Consider the following 17,963-nt stretch of genomic DNA (forward strand, 5'->3'; position numbering starts at 1 on the left):
AGAGCGTGCTCTTCAAGTAGTGGTGATGAATGCGCCGCCGCTCGCCCGTGGCACGAACAGAGATGACCTCCTGGACACGGCCAAAAAGATCTCCATCAACGAGCGGGTCATGACGGCCGGGGTAGATGTTGCCCTTGAACCGCGTGAAGCCCAGATAGTACGGGTCCTGGAGGAGTCGAAGTAGCTGATTGTCGGAGAGCTGCTTGGACGGCCAGCGCGCCGAGGCCCGCGTCTTCAGCCCGCGAAGGTAAAGCTCATCTGCGAGCGCTGGGATGCTATACGCGCCCGTCGCGTACAGCTCAAACGCGGCGGCGGCACGCTCGCTGCACACGCAGCTGACGGAGAATCTGCGGAAGCTCGATCAGCGGGAAGAGAACCTGTTGGACCTGGCCGCCGATGGCACGCTTCCACGCGAGACGATTCAGAAGCGGATGAACGCCATCCTGCGAAACCGAGCCGCGATGAGCGCGCGCCTTGAGAAGACGGAGCAGAAGTTGGCAGTCGTCGTGGACTACCTGGACGCGGCGCTGTCGCTTCTCGAGCGCCCGGGCGAGTTGTACGCAAATGCAACGGATGAGCAGCGGCGCATGCTGAATCAGGCGGTCTTCTCGCGCATCTACGTATACGCGGATGAGATCACGGACGTCGAGTTCAACGAGCCGTTCGACATGCTGATGGCGGCGGGGGAATTGTACGAGAGCCCAACGAAAACCGCCCCTGAGAACAGGGGCGGGGACGTATCTGCCGAGGCAGCGAGTCTCGTAAACATCGCTCTCGGCGATATTTCGAGTAACGCTGACGTGGTGGGCCCCGTGGGGCTCGAACCCACGACCCGCGGATTAAAAGTCCGATGCTCTACCGACTGAGCTAGAGGCCCTCGGCATCCACCCTACCGGCCCTGACGGGGCGCACGTGTTCATCGGGGCGCGTTCGTGCGACGATCCAGAACAGGTGGGGGCCGCCGATCGCGGCGGTGAGCAGGCCCACGGGAGCTGTAGGGGTGCGAGGGCGCGCTGGGCGATCACGTCGGCGACGACGAGCACGGTGGCGCCGGTCACGGCCGAGCCGATGACGGGCACTCCGCTGGTGCCCATCGCGCGGCGGGCCAGCTGCGGCGCGGCGAGGGCGGTGAAGCCGATGGGTCCCGAGACGGCGGTGGCGGTTCCGGTCAGCAGCGCCGCGACGATGACGAGCGCGAGGCGCACGCGTGCGGTGCGCACGCCGAGGGAGCGGGCGGTTTCGTCGTCGAGTTCGAGGGCGCGGAAGTCGCGATAGATCACGGCGAGGACGAGACCCAGGATGCCGATCGAGACGAGCAGCAGGGCGACGTCGGCGAACGAGGTGGCCGCGAGGCTGCCGTGCAGCCATTGGTCGGCGGTGCGGGCGATTCGAACTGACGCGAAGACACGACATGCAGAGCGAGCGCCGGACCCCCTCGCCTGGGGTCCGGCGCTCGCCGTCTGCTCCGATCGATCATCGATCGGTCGGGTGCGTGAGCTCACGCATCCGAAGGATTACATCGGGGGCATCAGCACCGAGTCGATGAGGTACACCGTGGCGTTGGCGGTCTGGACGCCACCGCAGACGACGTTGGCGGTGCCGTTGACCGTGATCGAGTCGCCCGAGCCGGCGACGGTGACGTCCTGGCCCTCGACCGTGGCGTGCGTGCCGTCGATCTCGTCGGGCGCGATCTGGCCGGGGACCACGTGGTAGGTGAGGATCTTGGTCAGCGTGGCGGAGTCGGTCTTCAGGCCCTCGATGGTGGAGGCGTCGATCTTGGCGAACGCGTCGTCGACGGGGGCGAAGACGGTGAACTCGCCGCCGTTGAGCGTGTCGACGAGGTTCACGTCGGGGTTCAGCTGGCCGCTGACAGCCGCGGTGAGCGTGGTGAGCAGCGGGTTGTTCGATGCGGCGACGGCGACCGGGTCGGCAGCCATGCCCGCGACCGAGCCGGCACCCGAAGGAACGGCTGCGGCGTAGTCGGCGCAACCGGGGCCGACGAGGTTGGCGGCGGGGTCCATCGCCGACGACGAGGCCGAGGGGGATGCGGCCATGGAGGGCGCGGTGCTCTCTTCGGCCGTGGAGCCGCCCGAGGTGGTGCCACCCGAACATGCGGTGAGTGCGAAGGCCGAGCCCAGAACGAGGGCGAGACCAGCGACGACAGGCTTCTTGTTGGTGAGCATGACATTCCTCCGAAATCGTTCGGATCGCGTTCACGATCCGTCAGGGACACCCCGGTGCGAGGGGCGGTTCGCCGTGGAGCGGCTTACACAGGGTCTTCGGGACTCCCCGGGGATCGGATTGCGAAATGTTGCGGATCGGCGCCGAATGCATGGTTCGAGCGTCATAAATTCCCAGATCAGCGCAGGATAAATATTCTCCGGAATATTTCTTCATCACGCTCGCCCGGTCGCTCCGTCAGCCCGATGCGCCCTACGCGCACCATCGGCTCGCGCGCGCATACGTGAGTCTTTGTACGGGTAGGCAATGATGGATGCCATGGTGATCGACGGTTTTGATCTGCCCGACGACGGGGCGGAGCACGTCGACCATGTCGGGGAACTGCTGCAGCGCACCGCCACGGGAGATCGCGCCGCGTTCACCGAGTTGTACGACGTTCTGTCCGGCCCGCGCCTTCGGCCTCATCCTGCGCGTGCTCGTCGATCGTTCGCAGAGCGAAGAGGTGCTGCAGGAGGTCTTCGTGGAGATCTGGCAATCCGCTGCGCGTTTCACTCCGAACAAAGGGCAAGGAAGATCGTGGGTTCTCACGATCGCCCACCGACGGGCCGTCGACCGCGTGCGGTCGTCGCAGTCGAGTGTCGATCGTGACGTGCGCGCGGGATTGCGCGATATGGACGTCGCCTATGACGACGTTTCGGAGAAAGTCGAGATGAGGATCGAGGGACGACGCGTCGTCGATGCATTGGCGGCGCTCCCCGACGCGCAGAAAGAAGCACTCACCCTGGCCTACTTCGGTGGATACAGCCAGAGCGAGATCGCTGCCCTCGTCGGGGCGCCCCTCGGAACGATCAAGACGAGGATGCGCGACGGATTGTCACGCTTGAGGATGGAGATGGGGGTGGACAAGTGAACGAGAGGGATTTCGCCGACCTCGCTGCCGGTCACGCGCTCAACGCGCTGTCGGACGCAGATGAACGCGCGTACCAGGAGGCTCTGGCGGGACATCCGCAGTGGGAGCTCCATGTCCGCCGTGCCGCCGACGCGGTAGCCGCCATCAGCGACACCATCGAGCCCGTCGAGCCGCCGGCGTCCGTTCGCGCCTCGCTGTTCGCCCGGATCTCGGAGCTGCCGCAGGAGCAGCCTGCCTTCGCAGCCGATCCCCTCGAGTCCGATGCCGAAGACTTCGCCGCCGCAGGCCCCGCACCGGTCGATCCCGAGGCCGACGTCCCGCGTCCCGCGGCGTCCTTCGGGTGGGGCCGGCGCCGATGGTTCACGTTGGCCGCCTCGGTCGCAGCCGTCCTCGTGCTGGGCTTCGGCGCCGTCACGGTGGGGCAGCTGATGGCTCCTCCGGCCGCCGTCGTCGCGCTGGAGCAGATCGAGCAGGCGCCCGATGCCCGCTCGGCGTCGACCACCATGGCCGATGGCACGGTCGCGACGGCGCACTGGTCACCATCGACGGGGCAGAGCGTGCTGGTCACCGACGGCATGCCCGCCCTCGCGTCGGGAACGACCTACGAACTCTGGTTCGTTCGCGGAGAGACGCCGATCGCCGCGGGCACCTTCGAACCGGATGCCGACGGCAAGGCCGTCGCGGTTCTCGACGGCGAGATGCACGCCGGCGATGTCATCGCCGTCACGATCGAGCCCGCGGGAGGCTCGCCAGACGGTACCCCCAGCACGGAGCCGGTGGTCGCGGTCGCGACGGCCTGAGCCGCCGGGGCTCGGCCCTCGGCGAGGGCCGACGCCCTAGCCTGGGACGATGAGCGATTCCCCGCGCGAGTTCCACAAGCCGGTGCGGCGACCTGCCGAGCTGTTCGACCGTCTGTTCTCGGCCGAAGACCCGGCCGAGGTGTCGCGCGTGGCGCACAGCACCGCGCAGGCCCTGCTCTCGCGGGTACGTGCAGACCCGACGGTCGACGTCGTCGAACGCCTGGTCGCTTTCACCGACGATCACGGCATCGACGACATCGCCGAGCTGTGGTCGCGTTCGCCGGCTCGCTCACTCCCGGGCGCGCTGTGGCGGCTGTACCTGCTGCAGCTGATGATCCACGACGACGCAGCGACCGCGGCCCTGCTGTACGAGCGTGGACGCGTCGAGATGACGACGGTCGATCCCGTGGTGGCCGGGGCGCCGGCCCCCGCCGGACCGGAAGAACTGGTGCAGCTGATCGACACGATCCTCCGGGGGCTCTTCGAGGGCGATTTCGCCGTCGCCCTCGATCGTGCCGCGGCGTTCTGCCGCGTTCAGGCGGCCGGCTCCACCCACCTCGCCGACGACTACGAGAACACCGAGTCGGAGCGGGCGACGGCATTGACCACGCGGGCGCTGCGCCTGTCGACGTACGCCGACGACCTCGCGGCCGCGGCATCGTTGTGGCGCCGAGACGCACTGTCCTGAGGCGCTTCCCGGGCGGCGATCGACCCGCGGGACGCTGCGTCGGCAGAACTGCCGCTGACTCCCCGTGGTGGGCGCCCGCGTGAGGGCGGCGCACAGACGACCTGCGAAAAGAAAAGCGCCGGACCGCAGAACGCCTCTCGGCGCAAGGCCGCTCATAGCGGCAGAAGATGGAGCCCGGGGTTACTGCGGCCCGGCTAGAAGAGTGTAACAAGCGACCCCGCGACACATTCCCTCCGCGTCCCCCGTTGACACGGCCCGGGCGTGTCGGTGCCTCGGCGTAGGCTCGCTGCATGGCTTGGCGCTCCGCTGTCTCGATCGACCCCGTGGCATCCGACGATCGGAGGACGGACTTCGCCGACACGATCACGATGATCGACCCCGGGGCGCCCGCGGTCCTCATCGGAGATCTGAGCGCGCAGCGCGGCGACGGCATCTTCGAGTCGCTGGGCGTCGTCGACGGGCACGTGCAAGAGGTGGGCCCGCACCTCGCGCGTCTCGCGCATTCCGCCGGCCTCTGCGACTTGCCGGCACCGAACCTCGCCCAGTGGCGGGCCGCCATCGAGCGGATCGCCGTCGAGGCCGGCCCCGGCGAGAACGTCATCAAGCTCATCCTCAGTCGCGGTCTCGACCAGGGGCCCGCCCCCACCGCGTGGGTCACCCTGGCCACGGCGCCCGACAGCGCGCGCGCTCGTCGCGACGGCGTGCGCGTCGTCACCCTGGACCGGGGATACACCCTCGACGTTCCCGCGCGCGCTCCGTGGCTGCTGCTGGGGGCCAAGACCCTGTCGTACGCCACGAACATGGCCGCCATCCGCGAGGCGCACCGCCGCGGTGCCGACGACGCCGTCTTCGCGACCAGTGATGGTTTCGTGCTCGAGGCGCCCACGGCATCCGTGGTCTTGCGTGTCGGTGACCGCTTCGTGACGCCGGCGCCGCAGGCCGGCATCCTGCACGGCACGACGCAGCTGAGCCTGTTCGCCCACCTCGAGACCCGCGGTTTCGATACCGCATACGAGAACGTGCCGATCGCCGACCTCGAGACCGCGGATGCCGCGTGGCTCCTGTCGAGCGTGCGGCTGGCGGCCCCGATCGCGAGCGTCGACGGCCGCGACAAGAGCATCGACCGGGCGCTCACCGCCGAGATCAACGCCTACTTGCTCGCTCCCCGCGACTGACGCGGGAACCACGAAGGCCCCGCCGGGGCGGGGCCTTCGTGGGGGAGCGGCTTATCCGAAGCGGCCGGAGACGTAGTCCTCGGTGGCCTGCACCGACGGTGCGGTGAAGATCGCCGAGGTGTCGTTGTACTCGATGAGCTTGCCGGGCTTGCCGGTGCCGGCGATGTTGAAGAACGCCGTCTTGTCGCTGACGCGCGAGGCCTGCTGCATGTTGTGGGTCACGATCACGATCGTGTAGTCGTTCTTCAGCTCCGAGATGAGCTCCTCGATCGCGAAGGTCGAGATGGGGTCGAGCGCCGAGCAGGGCTCGTCCATCAGCAGCACGTCGGGAGAGACGGCGATCGCGCGGGCGATGCACAGACGCTGCTGCTGACCACCGGACAGGCCGCCGCCGGGCTTGTCGAGACGGTCCTTGACCTCGTTCCAGAGGTTCGCGCCCTGCAGCGACTTCTCGACGAGGGCGTCGGCGTCGCTCTTGGCCATGCGCTTGTCGTTGAGCTTCGCGCCGGCCAGCACGTTCTCGCGGATCGACATCGTGGGGAACGGGTTCGGGCGCTGGAAGACCATGCCGACGTGGCGACGCACCAGCACCGGGTCGACGCCCGGTCCGTAGAGGTCGTCGCCGTCGATGAGCACGCGCCCCTCGACCCGGCCGCCGGGGATCACCTCGTGCATGCGGTTGAGGGTGCGCAGGAACGTGGACTTGCCGCAGCCCGACGGACCGATGAAGGCGGTGACCGAGCGGGGCTCGATGTCGATGGAGACGCCCTCGACCGCGAGGAAGTCGCTGTAGTAGACGTTGAGGTCCTGGACCTCGATGCTCTTGGACACGGGAGTGCCTTTCCTCGCTCAGCGGGACTTCGGCGCGAACACGGCCGCGACGACCCGGGCGATCAGGTTGAAGATGACGACGAGGACGACCAGCAGGAATGCCGCACCCCAGGCCTGGGCCTGAGAGGCGTCGATGTCCTGGCCGGGGAAGCTGTACGCGGTGTAGGCCATGACGGGGAGGGTCTGCATCGGGCCCTCGAACGGATTGGCGTTGAAATTGTCGGTGAAGCTCGCGGCGATGAAGATCGGCGCCGTCTCACCGACCACGCGAGCCACCGCGAGGACCACGCCGGTGATGATGCCCGAAGCCGCGGTGCGCAGCACGACCTTGACGATCGTCGCCGACCGGGGCACGCCGAGCGCGAGAGAGGCCTCGCGGAGGTCGGCCGGAACCAGGCGCAGCATCTCCTCGGTGGAGCGGATGACGATAGGGATCATCAGCACGCACAGGGCGATGGATGCCGAGAACCCGCTGAACGCCTTGGGTCCGACGATCAGGCTGAACAGCGAGAACGCGAACAGACCGGCAACGATCGAGGGGATACCCGTCATCACGTCGACGAGGAAGGTGATCGCACGCCGCAGCGGATTGCTCGGCTGGGCGTACTCGACGAGGTAGACGGCTGCCAGGATGCCGATCGGCACCGAGATGAGCGCGGCGATGCCCGTGATGATGAGCGTTCCCGCGATCGCCTGCCACGCGCCGGCGGTGGCGACGACCTCGAGGGTGTTCGGATCGAACGAGGTGCCCCCCACCTGCGTGATGAATTGCCAGTTGACCACCGCGAGGCCCTTGGACACGACCGTGTACAGGGTCGACACGAGGGGTGCGACGGCGAGCAGGAAGGCGACGGTGACGAGGCCGCGCACGACCCGGTCGACGGCCTTGCGACGGTTCTCGACGATCGAGGAGCCGATGCCGATCGCGATCAGGTACACCAGGGCCGAGAAGATCAGCCAGGTGGCGACGTTGAACTCGCCCATGATCAGTTGCAGCGCGGCGATCACGACGGCGACGCCGGCGAGCAGCGCGGGCTCGATGAACCGCGGGAGTCGGCCGCTCGTCAGCGCGAGCGGAGCGGAGGGAGCGGAGGCGGTCACGAGCGCTTTCCCTTCTTGCGGCCCTTGGCGCCCGGGCCCGTCGCGGCGATGATGTAGCGCGCGAACATGTTGACCGCGAGCGAGACGACGAACAGCATCAGGCCCGTACCGATCAGGGCGGAACGCTGCAGGTCGGTGGCGATGGGGAAGTTCAGCGCGATATTGGCGGCGATCGTCTGGGAGTTGTACCCGTCGGTCAGCAGCAGCACCGAGTAGATGAGGCTGGGCGAGATGATGAGCGCGATCGCCATCGTCTCACCGAGCGCGCGCCCCAGGCCCAGGAGCGTCGCCGACACCATGCCGCTGCGGGCGTAGGGGAAGACGGCCAGGCGGATCATCTCCCACCGCGTGGCGCCGAGGGCGAGAGCGGCTTCCTCGTGCAGGCGCGGGGTCTGCAGGAAGATCTCGCGGGTGATCGACGTCACGATCGGCAGGATCATGACAGCGAGCACCACACCACCGGTGAACATCGTCGAACCGGTCGTCGACACCGGGCCCTGGAACAGCGGGATCCAGCCGAGGTATTCGTTGAGGAAGTCGCTCACGGGCAGCAGCAGGGGGCGCATCACGATGATGCCCCAGAGGCCGAACACGATCGAGGGGACCGCGGCCAGCAGGTCGACGATGTAGCCGAGGGCTCCCGCGACCTTGCGCGGAGCGTAGTGCGAGATGAACAGGGCGATGCCGATGGCGACGGGGGCACCGATGACCATGGCGATCAGGGCGGCCCAGATGCTGCCGAACAGCAGCGGTCCGACGTAATCCCAGAAGTTCGTCCACGCCCCGTTCTGGTAACCGGCGAGGTCGCCCTCGCTCCAGTTGGCCGTGATGGCCGGCAGGCCTCGCAGGATCAGGAAGATCGCGACGCCGGCCAGGATGAGCATGATCGACACGGCCGCCGTGGTCGACAGGCCGAGGAAGACGGTGTCGCCGACGCGGCGCGTGCCGACGATGCTCGATCGGGGCGCCGGCGGGGACGACGGGGCGGTCTCTGTGTCAGCGACGGTGTCAGTCACGTGGGACCTCACGCTCGGCACGGGTCATGGGGTGCTCCTCGGTCGGGTGTTCTGTGAGGATTCGGCTCAGCGGAACGCCCGATCGTGATCGATCGCTCCGATCAGCCCGGCCCGGCCCGCACGGAGCGTGCGAGCCGGGCCGAGTCCGACAGATGTTTACTTGATGGCCGAGAGGGTCTTGGCGGCAGCCGAGAGGACCGAGTCGGGCAGCGGGGCCGAACCGGCGTTCTTCGCCGCGACCTGCTGACCGAGGGTGCTCGTGACGAAGCCGAGGTACGACTTCACCAGCTCGGACTGCTTGGTGTCCTTGAACGTCGAGCAGGTGATGGCGTACGACACCAGCGGGATCGGGTAGGTCTCGGCGGTGAGCTTGGAGTAGTCGAACTTCTTCGACAGGTCGCCCGGAACGCCGTTGCTGGCATCGACGGCGGCGAGCTCGAACGTCTTCGACACGGCCTCGGCGCTGTAGGGCAGCGCGGTGCCGTCCTGGATGACCGCGACCGACTTCAGGTCGCCGATGGCCGAGTGGTCGGCGTAGCCGATGGTGCCGGAGCCGGCCTTGACGGCCTCGACGACGCCGGAGCCGCCCTTCTGCTTCGAGACGTTGCCCTCGACCGGCCAGTCCTTGCCCGCGGGGAAGGACCAGACCGACGACTGCGTCGCCGCGAGGTAGTTGGTGAAGTTCTGCGTGGTGCCCGAGCCGTCCGAGCGGGCGACGGTCGTGATGGCGCCGGCGGGGAGCGCGGTGCCGTTGTCGGCGGTGATGGCCGGGTCGGACCAGTCGGTGATCTGCAGCGCGAAGATCTTGGCGATCGTCTCACCCGAGAGCTTCAGCGAGCTGACACCGGGGATGTTGAAGATGATCGCGACGCCGTCGAGGTAGACGGGGATGTTGACGCCGCCCTCGGTGCACAGCGCCTTCGACTGCGAGGTCTGGTCGGCGTTCAGCGGCGAGTCGGAGCCGGCGAAGTCGTACGCGCCGCTCAGGAAGTTGGTGACACCGCCGCCGGAGCCCTGCGACTTGTCGTAGTTGATCGTGACGCCCTTCGCCTGGGCGTTGTAGGCGCTGGTCCACGCGGCCTGCGCGTTGGACTGGGCGCTCGAGCCTCCGGCGGTGATCGTGCCCGAGAGGTTGGGGTCGATCGTGAACGCCACATCGGCGGACGTGGGGGAGGCCGAGGTGCCGGCGGCACCACCGGAGCCCGAGGGGCCGGCGCAGCCGGCGAGGGTCAGGGAGGCCACGGCGGCCACGGTGCCCAGCTGGGCGAGTCGGGAGATCTTCACGAGGTGAATCCTTCGCATGTCGGGAACAGGAACCCGGTGCAGGGTTCGTCGTGAACGGTAAACAGCGACTCTTAAGAGACTGCGCTGCGTGGGTGAACGGCAGGTGAACCGGGGTGGCCTGTCCGGGGTGTTTTCCTGGGCGTTGTACTGTTCACCCCCGTGACGACTCCTGCCCCCGCTGCACAGGCTCCGCTCGACCGACGTGCTGCCGCGGCGCCCGCGCGCACGCTCATCGATCTGCTCGCCGACGTCGCCGCACGGCATCCGGAAGCCTCCGCGATCGACGACGGCTCGGGAGCCCTCAGCTACCGCGAGCTGCTCGCTCGCGTGTGGCGCACGGCTGCGGCCCTGCACGAGGCGGGTGTTCGTCGCGGCGACCGTGTGGGTGTGCGGATGCCGTCGGGCTCGAAAGAGCTGTACGTGTCGATCCTGGCGGTCATGGCCGCCGGCGCCGCGTACGTGCCGGTGGATGCCGACGACCCCGACGAGCGCGCACGGCTGGTGTTCGCAGAGGCGGCGGTGAAGGGCATCGTCGCGGGCGACGGCGAGTTCATCGCCGCGGACGATTGCCTCGTCCGTCTCTACGACGGCGACGCTCCGCACCCGAGTACGAACGCGGTACCCGTGGTGGCACCGCCCACGGTCGAGGACGACGCCTGGATCATCTTCACCTCGGGCTCGACGGGCGTGCCGAAGGGGGTGGCGGTCACGCACCGCTGCGCCGCGGCGTTCGTGGAGGCGGAGGCGCGCATCTTCCTGCGGGACGAGCCGCTGGGCCCCGGCGACCGCGTGCTCGCCGGTCTCTCGGTGGCGTTCGACGCCTCGTGCGAGGAGATGTGGCTGGCGTGGGGGCACGGCGCATGCCTCGTGCCCGCGCCCCGCTCGCTCGTACGCTCGGGCGAGGACCTCGCGCCCTGGCTCCTTCGCCAGGGCATCACGGTCGTGTCGACCGTGCCCACGCTCGCGGCGATGTGGCCCGCCGACTCGATCGAGAACGTGCGCCTGCTCATCTTCGGTGGCGAGGCGTGCCCGCCCGAACTGGCCGCTCGTCTGGTGGCCGACGGGCGCGAGGTCTGGAACACCTACGGACCCACCGAGGCCACCGTCGTCGCGTGCGCCGCCCCGCTCGATGGCACACTGCCGGTGCGCATCGGCCTGCCCTTGGACGGCTGGGCCCTGGCGGTCGTGGATGCCGAGGGCCGGCCCGTCGCCGAGGGCGAAGTGGGCGAGCTCATCATCGGCGGCGTCGGACTGGCGCGGTATCTCGACCCCGCGAAGGATGCCGAGAAGTACGCGCCCATGCCGACTCTCGGTTGGGAACGCGCCTACCGTTCCGGCGACCTCGTGCGCTTCGAGCCCGAGGGCCTGGTGTTCCAGGGGCGCGCCGACGACCAGGTCAAGGTGGGTGGTCGGCGCATCGAGCTGGGCGAGGTCGAGTCCGCCCTGCAAGACCTGGCCGGGGTGAGCGCGGCGACCGTCGCGGTGCGCACCACCGGGGCAGGGGTTCCCGTGCTCGTGGGCTACCTCGTGATGGACGAAGGCGTCGAGCTCGACCGTGCCGCGGCGCGCACCGCCCTCGCGCAACGCCTCCCGGCGGCGACCATCCCGTTGCTCGGCGTCGTCGATGCTCTGCCGGTGCGCACGTCGGGCAAGGTCGACCGTGCCGCACTGCCGTGGCCGCTGCCGGGTGCCGATATGCCGGCCGCGACCGACTTCTCGGCCGACGAGGCCTGGTTGGCCGCGCAGTGGCAGGCCGTACTGGGCCTTCCCGTCACCGAGCGCAAGGCCGACTTCTTCGACCTCGGCGGCGGCTCCCTCGCCGCCGCGCAGCTCGTCTCGCGCATCCGCGCACGCGTGCCCGAGTTCTCGGTCGCCGACATCTACGACGTCCCGCGCCTGGGAGCGATGGCCAAGGCGCTCGGTCCCCAGCTGGCCGACGAGACGCCCGCGCAGTTCCACCGCCCTGCCCCGACGCCGCGCACGACCCAGTGGGCGCAGACGCTTCTCGGTGCCCCGCTCTTCGTGCTCGCGGGTGTGCGATGGCTGCTGTACCTGCTCACCGCCTCGGCGATCCTGCGGCTCCTGCCGGGTTTCGAGGTGCTGCCGTCTGTCCCGTGGCCGGTGCTGGTGGTCGGGCTGCTGCTGTTCGCGACGCCGTTCGGACGCATGGCGATCGCCGTGGCATCCGCTCGTCTCCTTCTCGCGGGCGTGCGGCCGGGCGACTACCCGCGCGGGGGTTGGGTGCACGTCCGGCTCTGGCTGGCCGAGCAGATCGCCGACCAGGTGGATGCCGTGGGCCTGGCCGGAGCGCCGTGGGTGTCGTACTACGCCCGGGCGCTCGGTGCGCGCATCGGTCGCAACGTCGACCTGCACGCCCTGCCGCCTGTCACGGGCATGCTCGTCGTCGGCGACGGCGCCTCGATCGAGCCCGAGGTCGATCTGACGGGGTACTGGATCGACGGTGACCTCGTGCGCATCGGCGAGGTGCGCATCGGGGCCGATGCCACCGTCGGGGCGCGCTCGACCCTGGCGCCGGGAACCCGCATCGGGCGCCGCGCCGAGATCGCCCCCGGCTCCGCGGTGTTCGGCCGGGTGAAGGCCGACCAATCGTGGGCCGGGTCGCCCGCCGTCCGCGTCGGAGGCACGGCGAAGGGGTGGCCGATGGAGCGTCCGCCCGCGCCCACCCGCTGGTTGTGGGCCTACGCGGCCTCGGCCGTCGTGCTCGCCCTGCTGCCGCTGGCCGCGTTCACCGTGGGCGGGCTGGTCATCGCCCAGGGCATCCGCGGGGCGGGATCGCTCGCCGAAGCCGCGGGGTGGGCCTTCGCCTGGCTCGTCCCGGCCGTCGCGGTCACGGGCCTCGTGTTCGCGGCATCCGTGGTCCTTCTCGTGCGCGTGCTCTCACTCGGGCTGAGGGAGGGGACCCACCCGGTGCGCAGCCGTGTCGCGTGGCAGGCGTGGAGCATCGAGAGGCTTCTGGATGCCGCCCGCACCATCCTCTTCCCGCTGTACTCGTCGCTGTTCACCCCCGTCTGGCTGCGATTGCTCGGTGCCGAGGTGGGCCGTGACGTCGAGGCATCAACCGTGCTGCTCATTCCCTCGATGACGCGCATCGAAGACGGCGCGTTCCTCGCCGACGACACCATGGTGGCCTCCTACGAACTGCGCGCCGGGTGGATGCGCATCGGGCCGGTGCGCATCGGCAAGCGCGCCTTCCTCGGCAACTCCGGAATGGCCGCGCCCGGGCACCGTGTGCCCCGCGACGGACTCGTCGCCGTGCTGTCGGCCGCGCCGGTCAAGGCCAAGGCCGGGTCGTCGTGGCTCGGCTCGCCCGCGGTGCGCCTGCGGCGCCTGTCGGCCGAGGGCGACGAGTCGCGCACGTACCGCCCGACGGCGGCGCTACGCCTGGCGCGGACGCTCTGGGAGCTCTGTCGTTTCGTGCCCGTCGTCGTCACCTGCGGCATCGGCTCGGGGGTGCTGTTCGCGCTCGCCGGCTTGTGGGAGGCTGTCGGGCCGGTCTGGACGCTGCTTCTGTCGGGCGTCGTGCTCTTGGCCGCGGGAGCGGTCGCGGCGGCGATCTCGACCGCGGCGAAGTGGGCGATCGTCGGGGTGATCCGTGCCGGCGAGCAGCCCCTGTGGTCGAGTTTCGTGTGGCGCACCGAGGTGTCCGACACGTTCACCGAGATGGTGGCGGCTCCGTGGTTCGCCCGCGCGGCCGCCGGGACGCCCGCGCTGGCGGTGTGGTTGCGCAGCCTCGGGGCCCGCATCGGTACCGGCGTATGGTGCGAGAGCTACTGGCTGCCCGAGCCCGATCTGGTGACGTTGGGGGCGGCTTCGACGGTCAACCGCGGGTGCGTCGTGCAGACGCACTTGTTCCATGATCGAATCATGAGCATGGATACCGTCGAGCTGGAACCCGGGGCCACCCTCGGCCCGCACAGCGTGGTCCTTCCGGCCTCCACCCTCGGTGCTCACGCGACCGTGGGTCCCGCCTCGCTGGTCATGCGCGGCGAGACCGTGCCGGTGGGCTCGCGGTGGAGCGGCAACCCCATCGGCCCCTGGCGCGCGGTGAAGGTTCGCGCGTACCAGTCGACGACGTGAGCGGCACCGATCCCTACGCCCCGCACAGCGGTGACGCCTCGTACGACGTGCGAGCGTACGACCTCGTGCTCGGCTACCGCGTGCGTACGAACCGGCTCGAGGGCACGGCGACCATCACCGCCGTCGCGCGGGAGCCGCTGACCTCGTTCGCCCTCGACCTCGTGGGGCTGCGAACCTCGCGGGTGCGGGTCGACGGTGCGTCGGTCCGCTTCGCGGCCGGCCCGCGCGTGCTCCGCGTCACCGCCCCTCGCGCTATCGCGGCCGGGGAGCGGTTCGAGGTCGAGGTGGCGTACGCCGGTGCCCCCGCTCCGCGCCGTTCCCGGTGGGGCACGGTCGGGTGGGAGGAGCTCACCGACGGCGCCCTCGTCGCCGGTCAGCCGATCGGCGCTCCCACGTGGTTCCCCTGCAACGATCGCCCCGACAACCGCGCGTCCATGCGTCTGGAGGTCACGGTCGACGACGGCTACACCGTCGCCGCGACCGGGGTGGCGGGGCCGAGCACCCGTCGCGGCGGGCGGGTGACCACCGTCTTCACCTCCGCCGTACCGACCGCGACCTATCTGGCGGCGGTGCACGTGGGCCGGTACCGCACTCGCTCGCTGGCGGGGAGCGGCGTCGGGGTCGTTCCGCCGGTCGGCATCGCCGCCCCGCCCGGACTGACCGCGGCGGTCGATCGCGCCTTCGCCGCCGTACCCGAGATGCTTCGCGTCTTCGACCGCGCGTTCGGGCCGTACCCGCAGGAGGCGTGCACGCTGGTCGTCACCGCCGACGAGCTGGAGATCCCGCTCGAGGCGCAGGGACTCGCGGTGTTCGGGATGAACCACCTCGTTCCCGCCGCCCAGCGGCTCGTCGCTCACGAGCTGGCCCACCAGTGGTTCGGCAACAGCGTGGGCATCGGTCGCTGGAGCGACATCTGGTTGAACGAGGGCTTCGCGTGCTACGCCGAGTGGTTGTGGTCGCAGGCGTCGGGCGGGCCCTCGGTGGCGTCTTGCGTCGCCGACCACTACGCGCGCCTCGCGGCCAAACCCCGCGATCTGCTGCTGGTCGACCCGGGACCCGACGACATGTTCGACGACCGCGTCTACAAGCGCGGGGCCCTGGCCCTGCACGCCGTGCGGCGTGCGCTGGGCGACGACGGGTTCTTCGCGTTGCTGCGCTCGTGGTCCGCGCAGCACCGCCACGCGCTCGCGACGACCGACGATTTCCGCGCGGCCGTCAGCCGGGCCGGGGGAGCGGATGCCGCCGCGGTGCTGTCGGAGTGGATCGACCGCACCGCGCTGCCGGCGCGGCCGTGACGGTGCGAATCGCGCGAGGGTGACGATGCTCCCGGGTCGCTCCTGCGCCGGTCAGCTTGCGGAAGCCACCGCGACCGCCACGACGACGCCGGGCGGTGCCTCGACGTCGAATCCGACGCCCGCCGCCGCGCCGTCGATCGTCGAGCTCCACTCGCCGTCAGCGCGCTCGACGATCCGCACTCGCGCGGGATCGACCGCGAGCCCGCGTCCGTCGGCCTTCAGCACCGCCTCGACCCGCGCCCATGTGCGCGCGTCCGCGCCCGGCAGCACACGGTCGAGGCCCGTCGCATCGGCGGCCACGGCGTCGATTCCCACCCGCTGGTCGCCGTCACGGACGGCGACGATCGCCCATCCGCTCGCGTAGGAGACGGATGCCGTGACCTCCGCCCCCGACACGCGGACGCGACCGTGGTCGCCGCCGCACCGCGAGCATCTCGACGACAGGCGAGCTCCGGGCAGGAGCTCGGTCAGCAGCGAACGCGACACCTCGCGGCGGTCTGCCCCGGCGGAGACGATGCGCCAGGCGACACGCACTCCACCGGCCCCGTTCACACGGGCGGCTCGTGCGTCTCGATCGCGACGATGCCGGCGCCGGGGTGCGCCACCGGGATGTGGATGACAGAGAAGCCGCCGGGTTCGAGCGACGACGAGCTCCCCAGGTACGCCCCGCGCATGGTGCCGGTCGCGAGCGCCACCTCTTGCAGGATGTCGGGCAGCACCGGACCGTGACTGGCGAGCACGACGGGCTTACGCGCACGGACCCGTTCGCCGATGACGGACCGGGCATCCGAGCGGCCTTGCTCCCAGGCGTCCTGGCTGATCGCCCCGCTCATCTGAATACGCTGCCCCAGCGCGTGCGAGAGCGGCGTGACGGTGCGGACGCACCGCTCCGCCGGGCTCGACACGATGCGGCGCACACCGTACGCCAGCAGCGGACCGACGATGGCTTCGGCCTGGCGACGTCCACGGGTGGTCAGCGGACGGTCGGTGTCGGCGCCCTCCCACTCGTCGCGGGGGCGGGCCTTGCCGTGCCGGAGCGCGATGAGCGGGAACGTCGGCAGCGCGCGCTCGTCGATGAGCCGTGAGAACTCGTCGAGGATCTCGATGTCGACCGGGTAGCTGAGGTTCTTGCGCGCCTTCTTCACGCTCATCCACTCGATCGCGGCCACTTCTTTGTTGGGCACGAACGATGAGGTGCGCACGGCCGCGTCGGTCGCCTCGGCCGCCCAATAGTGCACGATCTTCGTGCGTGAACTGGGCATCTTGTATCGCGAGACCCCCACGGGCACACCCAGCGAGACCCGGATGCCGGTCTCTTCGCGGATCTCGCGCACGGCGGTCTCGGCGAGGGTCTCGCCGGGTTCGACCTTGCCCTTGGGCAGCGTCAGGTCGCGATACTTGGTGCGGTGGATGAGCAGGACGCGCAGCTTGCCCTCGACGATGCGCCATACGACGCCGCCGGCGGCATAGACCGCGGTCTCCGTCACCGCGCCGCCCGGGCGCGGCGCTTGCGCTGAACGAGGGCCATCGTGTGCTCCTGCAGGTCGATGAGGGGCGCGCCGGCGGCGTCGACGCTGTGACGGGTCCATTCTCCGTCCGAGCCCAGGTGCCACGAACTGGTGCCGTCGTCCATCGCCAGATCGAACAGCGCGGTGAGCTCGTTCACCTGGCCCGGGTCCACGACGCGCACGAGCGCCTCGACCCGACGGTCCAGGTTGCGGTGCATCATGTCGGCGCTGCCGATGAACACCTGCGGGTCGCCGTCGTTGGCGAACGAGAAGATCCGCGAGTGCTCGAGGTAGCGACCGAGGATCGAGCGCACCGTGATGTTCTCGCTCATACCGGGAACGCCCGGCTTGATCGAGCAGATGCCGCGCACCCACACCTCCACCGGAACACCGGCCTGACTGGCGCGGTACAGGGCGTCGATGATCTGCTCGTCGACCATCGAGTTGACCTTGATGCGTACGCCCGAGGGCTTGCCCTCGAGGGCGTTACGACGCTCCTTGTCGATGTGCCGCAGCAGCCCCTTGCGCAGGTGCAGCGGGGCCACGAGCAGTCGCTTGAACTTCTTCTCGATCGCGTAGCCGCTGAGCTCGTTGAACAGGCGGGTGAGGTCGCGGCCCACCTGGTCGTCGACCGTGAAGAGGCCGAAGTCTTCGTAGATACGGCTCGTCTTCGGGTTGTAGTTGCCCGTGCCGACGTGGCTGTAGTGGCGCAGGCGCCCCTCTTCTTCACGGATGACGAGGGCGAGCTTGCAGTGGGTCTTCAGCCCCACGAGACCGTAGACCACGTGCACGCCGGCTTTTTCGAGCTTGCGCGCCCAGACGATGTTGTTGGCCTCGTCGAACCGGGCCTTGACCTCGACGAGGGCGAGCACCTGCTTACCGGCCTCGGCGGCGTCGATGAGCGCCTGCACGATGGGGCTGTCGCCGGAGGTGCGGTAGAGGGTCTGCTTGATCGCGAGCACGTGCGGGTCGCGCGCGGCCTGCTCGAGGAAGGCCTGCACGCTCGTGGCGAACGACTCGTACGGGTGGTGCACGAGCACGTCGTTCTTGCGGATGGCGCCGAACAGGTCGGCGCG

General features: G+C 69.8%; 14 protein-coding genes, 1 tRNA gene and 2 pseudogenes. 6 read left to right on the plus strand and 11 right to left on the minus strand.

Translation table 11 applies throughout. The features are described 5' to 3' along the window. Nucleotides 1–70 precede the first annotated feature (70 nt). The 4 genes and pseudogenes from QE412_RS17830 to QE412_RS17575 form a co-directional block, all read right to left on the minus strand. Nucleotides 71–331: pseudogene (locus QE412_RS17830) on the minus strand (recombinase family protein); the annotation flags it as partial. A 470-nt stretch (nt 332–801) separates the two neighbouring features. Beyond that, a tRNA-Lys gene (locus QE412_RS17570) sits at nt 802–877 on the minus strand. Then, on the minus strand, nt 840–1,502 hold the full coding sequence (locus QE412_RS17835) for an iron chelate uptake ABC transporter family permease subunit (RefSeq protein WP_373426586.1): 663 nt from the start codon (nt 1,500–1,502) through the stop codon (nt 840–842). Before QE412_RS17835 ends, QE412_RS17570 begins: the two co-directional genes overlap by 38 nt. 12 nt (nt 1,503–1,514) lie before the next feature. After that, nucleotides 1,515–2,183 (minus strand): fasciclin domain-containing protein, encoded by a 669-nt coding sequence (locus QE412_RS17575; protein ID WP_307486901.1) that lies wholly within the window; start codon nt 2,181–2,183, stop codon nt 1,515–1,517. 304 nt (nt 2,184–2,487) lie between these two features. On the opposite strand from QE412_RS17575, the pseudogene sigK reads away from it, so the two are divergent. The 4 genes and pseudogenes from sigK to QE412_RS17595 all read left to right on the plus strand — a co-directional run bounded on the left by sigK (nt 2,488) and on the right by QE412_RS17595 (nt 5,754). Continuing rightward, nucleotides 2,488–3,091, plus strand: a pseudogene (gene sigK / locus QE412_RS17580) (ECF RNA polymerase sigma factor SigK). Next, nucleotides 3,088–3,891, plus strand: coding sequence for an anti-sigma factor (locus QE412_RS17585; protein ID WP_307486903.1), 804 nt, complete (start codon nt 3,088–3,090; stop codon nt 3,889–3,891). Before sigK ends, QE412_RS17585 begins: the two are co-directional and overlap by 4 nt. A gap of 49 nt (nt 3,892–3,940) precedes the next feature. Next, the gene (locus QE412_RS17590) at nt 3,941–4,579 is read left to right on the plus strand and encodes a DNA-directed RNA polymerase subunit beta (protein ID WP_307486905.1); all 639 of its coding nucleotides are present in this window, start codon (nt 3,941–3,943) and stop codon (nt 4,577–4,579) included. A 290-nt stretch (nt 4,580–4,869) separates the two neighbouring features. Then, nucleotides 4,870–5,754 (plus strand): aminodeoxychorismate lyase, encoded by an 885-nt coding sequence (locus QE412_RS17595; protein ID WP_307486907.1) that lies wholly within the window; start codon nt 4,870–4,872, stop codon nt 5,752–5,754. A gap of 51 nt (nt 5,755–5,805) precedes the next feature. Here QE412_RS17595 and pstB read toward each other — a convergent pair whose 3' ends face one another. The 4 genes from pstB to QE412_RS17615 all read right to left on the minus strand — a co-directional run bounded on the left by pstB (nt 5,806) and on the right by QE412_RS17615 (nt 9,986). Next, entirely contained in the window at nt 5,806–6,585 is a 780-nt protein-coding gene (gene pstB / locus QE412_RS17600) for a phosphate ABC transporter ATP-binding protein PstB (RefSeq protein WP_307486909.1), read from the minus strand. Between the two features lie 18 nt (nt 6,586–6,603). Next, nucleotides 6,604–7,686, minus strand: a complete 1,083-nt coding sequence (gene pstA, locus QE412_RS17605; protein WP_307486911.1) for a phosphate ABC transporter permease PstA — start codon at nt 7,684–7,686, stop codon at nt 6,604–6,606. After that, complete coding sequence (gene pstC, locus QE412_RS17610; RefSeq protein ID WP_307486914.1) at nt 7,683–8,702, minus strand: phosphate ABC transporter permease subunit PstC; 1,020 nt, start codon at nt 8,700–8,702, stop codon at nt 7,683–7,685. The genes pstA and pstC overlap by 4 nt, the downstream gene beginning before the upstream one ends. Before the next feature lie 156 nt (nt 8,703–8,858). Next, on the minus strand, nt 8,859–9,986 hold the full coding sequence (locus QE412_RS17615) for a phosphate ABC transporter substrate-binding protein PstS (RefSeq protein WP_307486917.1): 1,128 nt from the start codon (nt 9,984–9,986) through the stop codon (nt 8,859–8,861). Between the two features lie 159 nt (nt 9,987–10,145). Here QE412_RS17615 and QE412_RS17620 point away from each other — a divergent pair, with 159 nt between their 5' ends. Then, the gene (locus QE412_RS17620) at nt 10,146–14,084 is read left to right on the plus strand and encodes a Pls/PosA family non-ribosomal peptide synthetase (protein WP_307486919.1); all 3,939 of its coding nucleotides are present in this window, start codon (nt 10,146–10,148) and stop codon (nt 14,082–14,084) included. Further along, on the plus strand, nt 14,081–15,379 hold the full coding sequence (locus QE412_RS17625; RefSeq protein WP_307486922.1) for a M1 family metallopeptidase: 1,299 nt from the start codon (nt 14,081–14,083) through the stop codon (nt 15,377–15,379). The genes QE412_RS17620 and QE412_RS17625 overlap by 4 nt, the downstream gene beginning before the upstream one ends. Nucleotides 15,380–15,430: 51 nt before the next feature. Here the strand turns inward: QE412_RS17625 and QE412_RS17630 are convergent, their stop codons facing one another. From QE412_RS17630 to ppk1, 3 genes are all read right to left on the minus strand, one after another. Next, the gene (locus QE412_RS17630) at nt 15,431–15,913 is read right to left on the minus strand and encodes a hypothetical protein (protein ID WP_307486925.1); all 483 of its coding nucleotides are present in this window, start codon (nt 15,911–15,913) and stop codon (nt 15,431–15,433) included. Nucleotides 15,914–15,927: 14 nt separating this feature from the next. Next, nucleotides 15,928–16,866 carry an NUDIX hydrolase gene (locus QE412_RS17635; RefSeq protein ID WP_307486927.1) on the minus strand — a complete coding sequence of 313 codons (939 nt, stop codon included), beginning with the start codon at nt 16,864–16,866 and terminating at the stop codon, nt 15,928–15,930. Beyond that, nucleotides 16,863–17,963 (minus strand): polyphosphate kinase 1 (gene ppk1, locus QE412_RS17640; RefSeq protein ID WP_307486929.1); only part of this gene is annotated, 1,101 nt, incomplete at its 5' end. The genes ppk1 and QE412_RS17635, both read right to left, overlap by 4 nt.

It is taken from the genome of Microbacterium trichothecenolyticum (assembly GCF_030818955.1).
GTDB classification, from domain to species: Bacteria; Actinomycetota; Actinomycetes; order Actinomycetales; family Microbacteriaceae; genus Microbacterium; species Microbacterium trichothecenolyticum_B.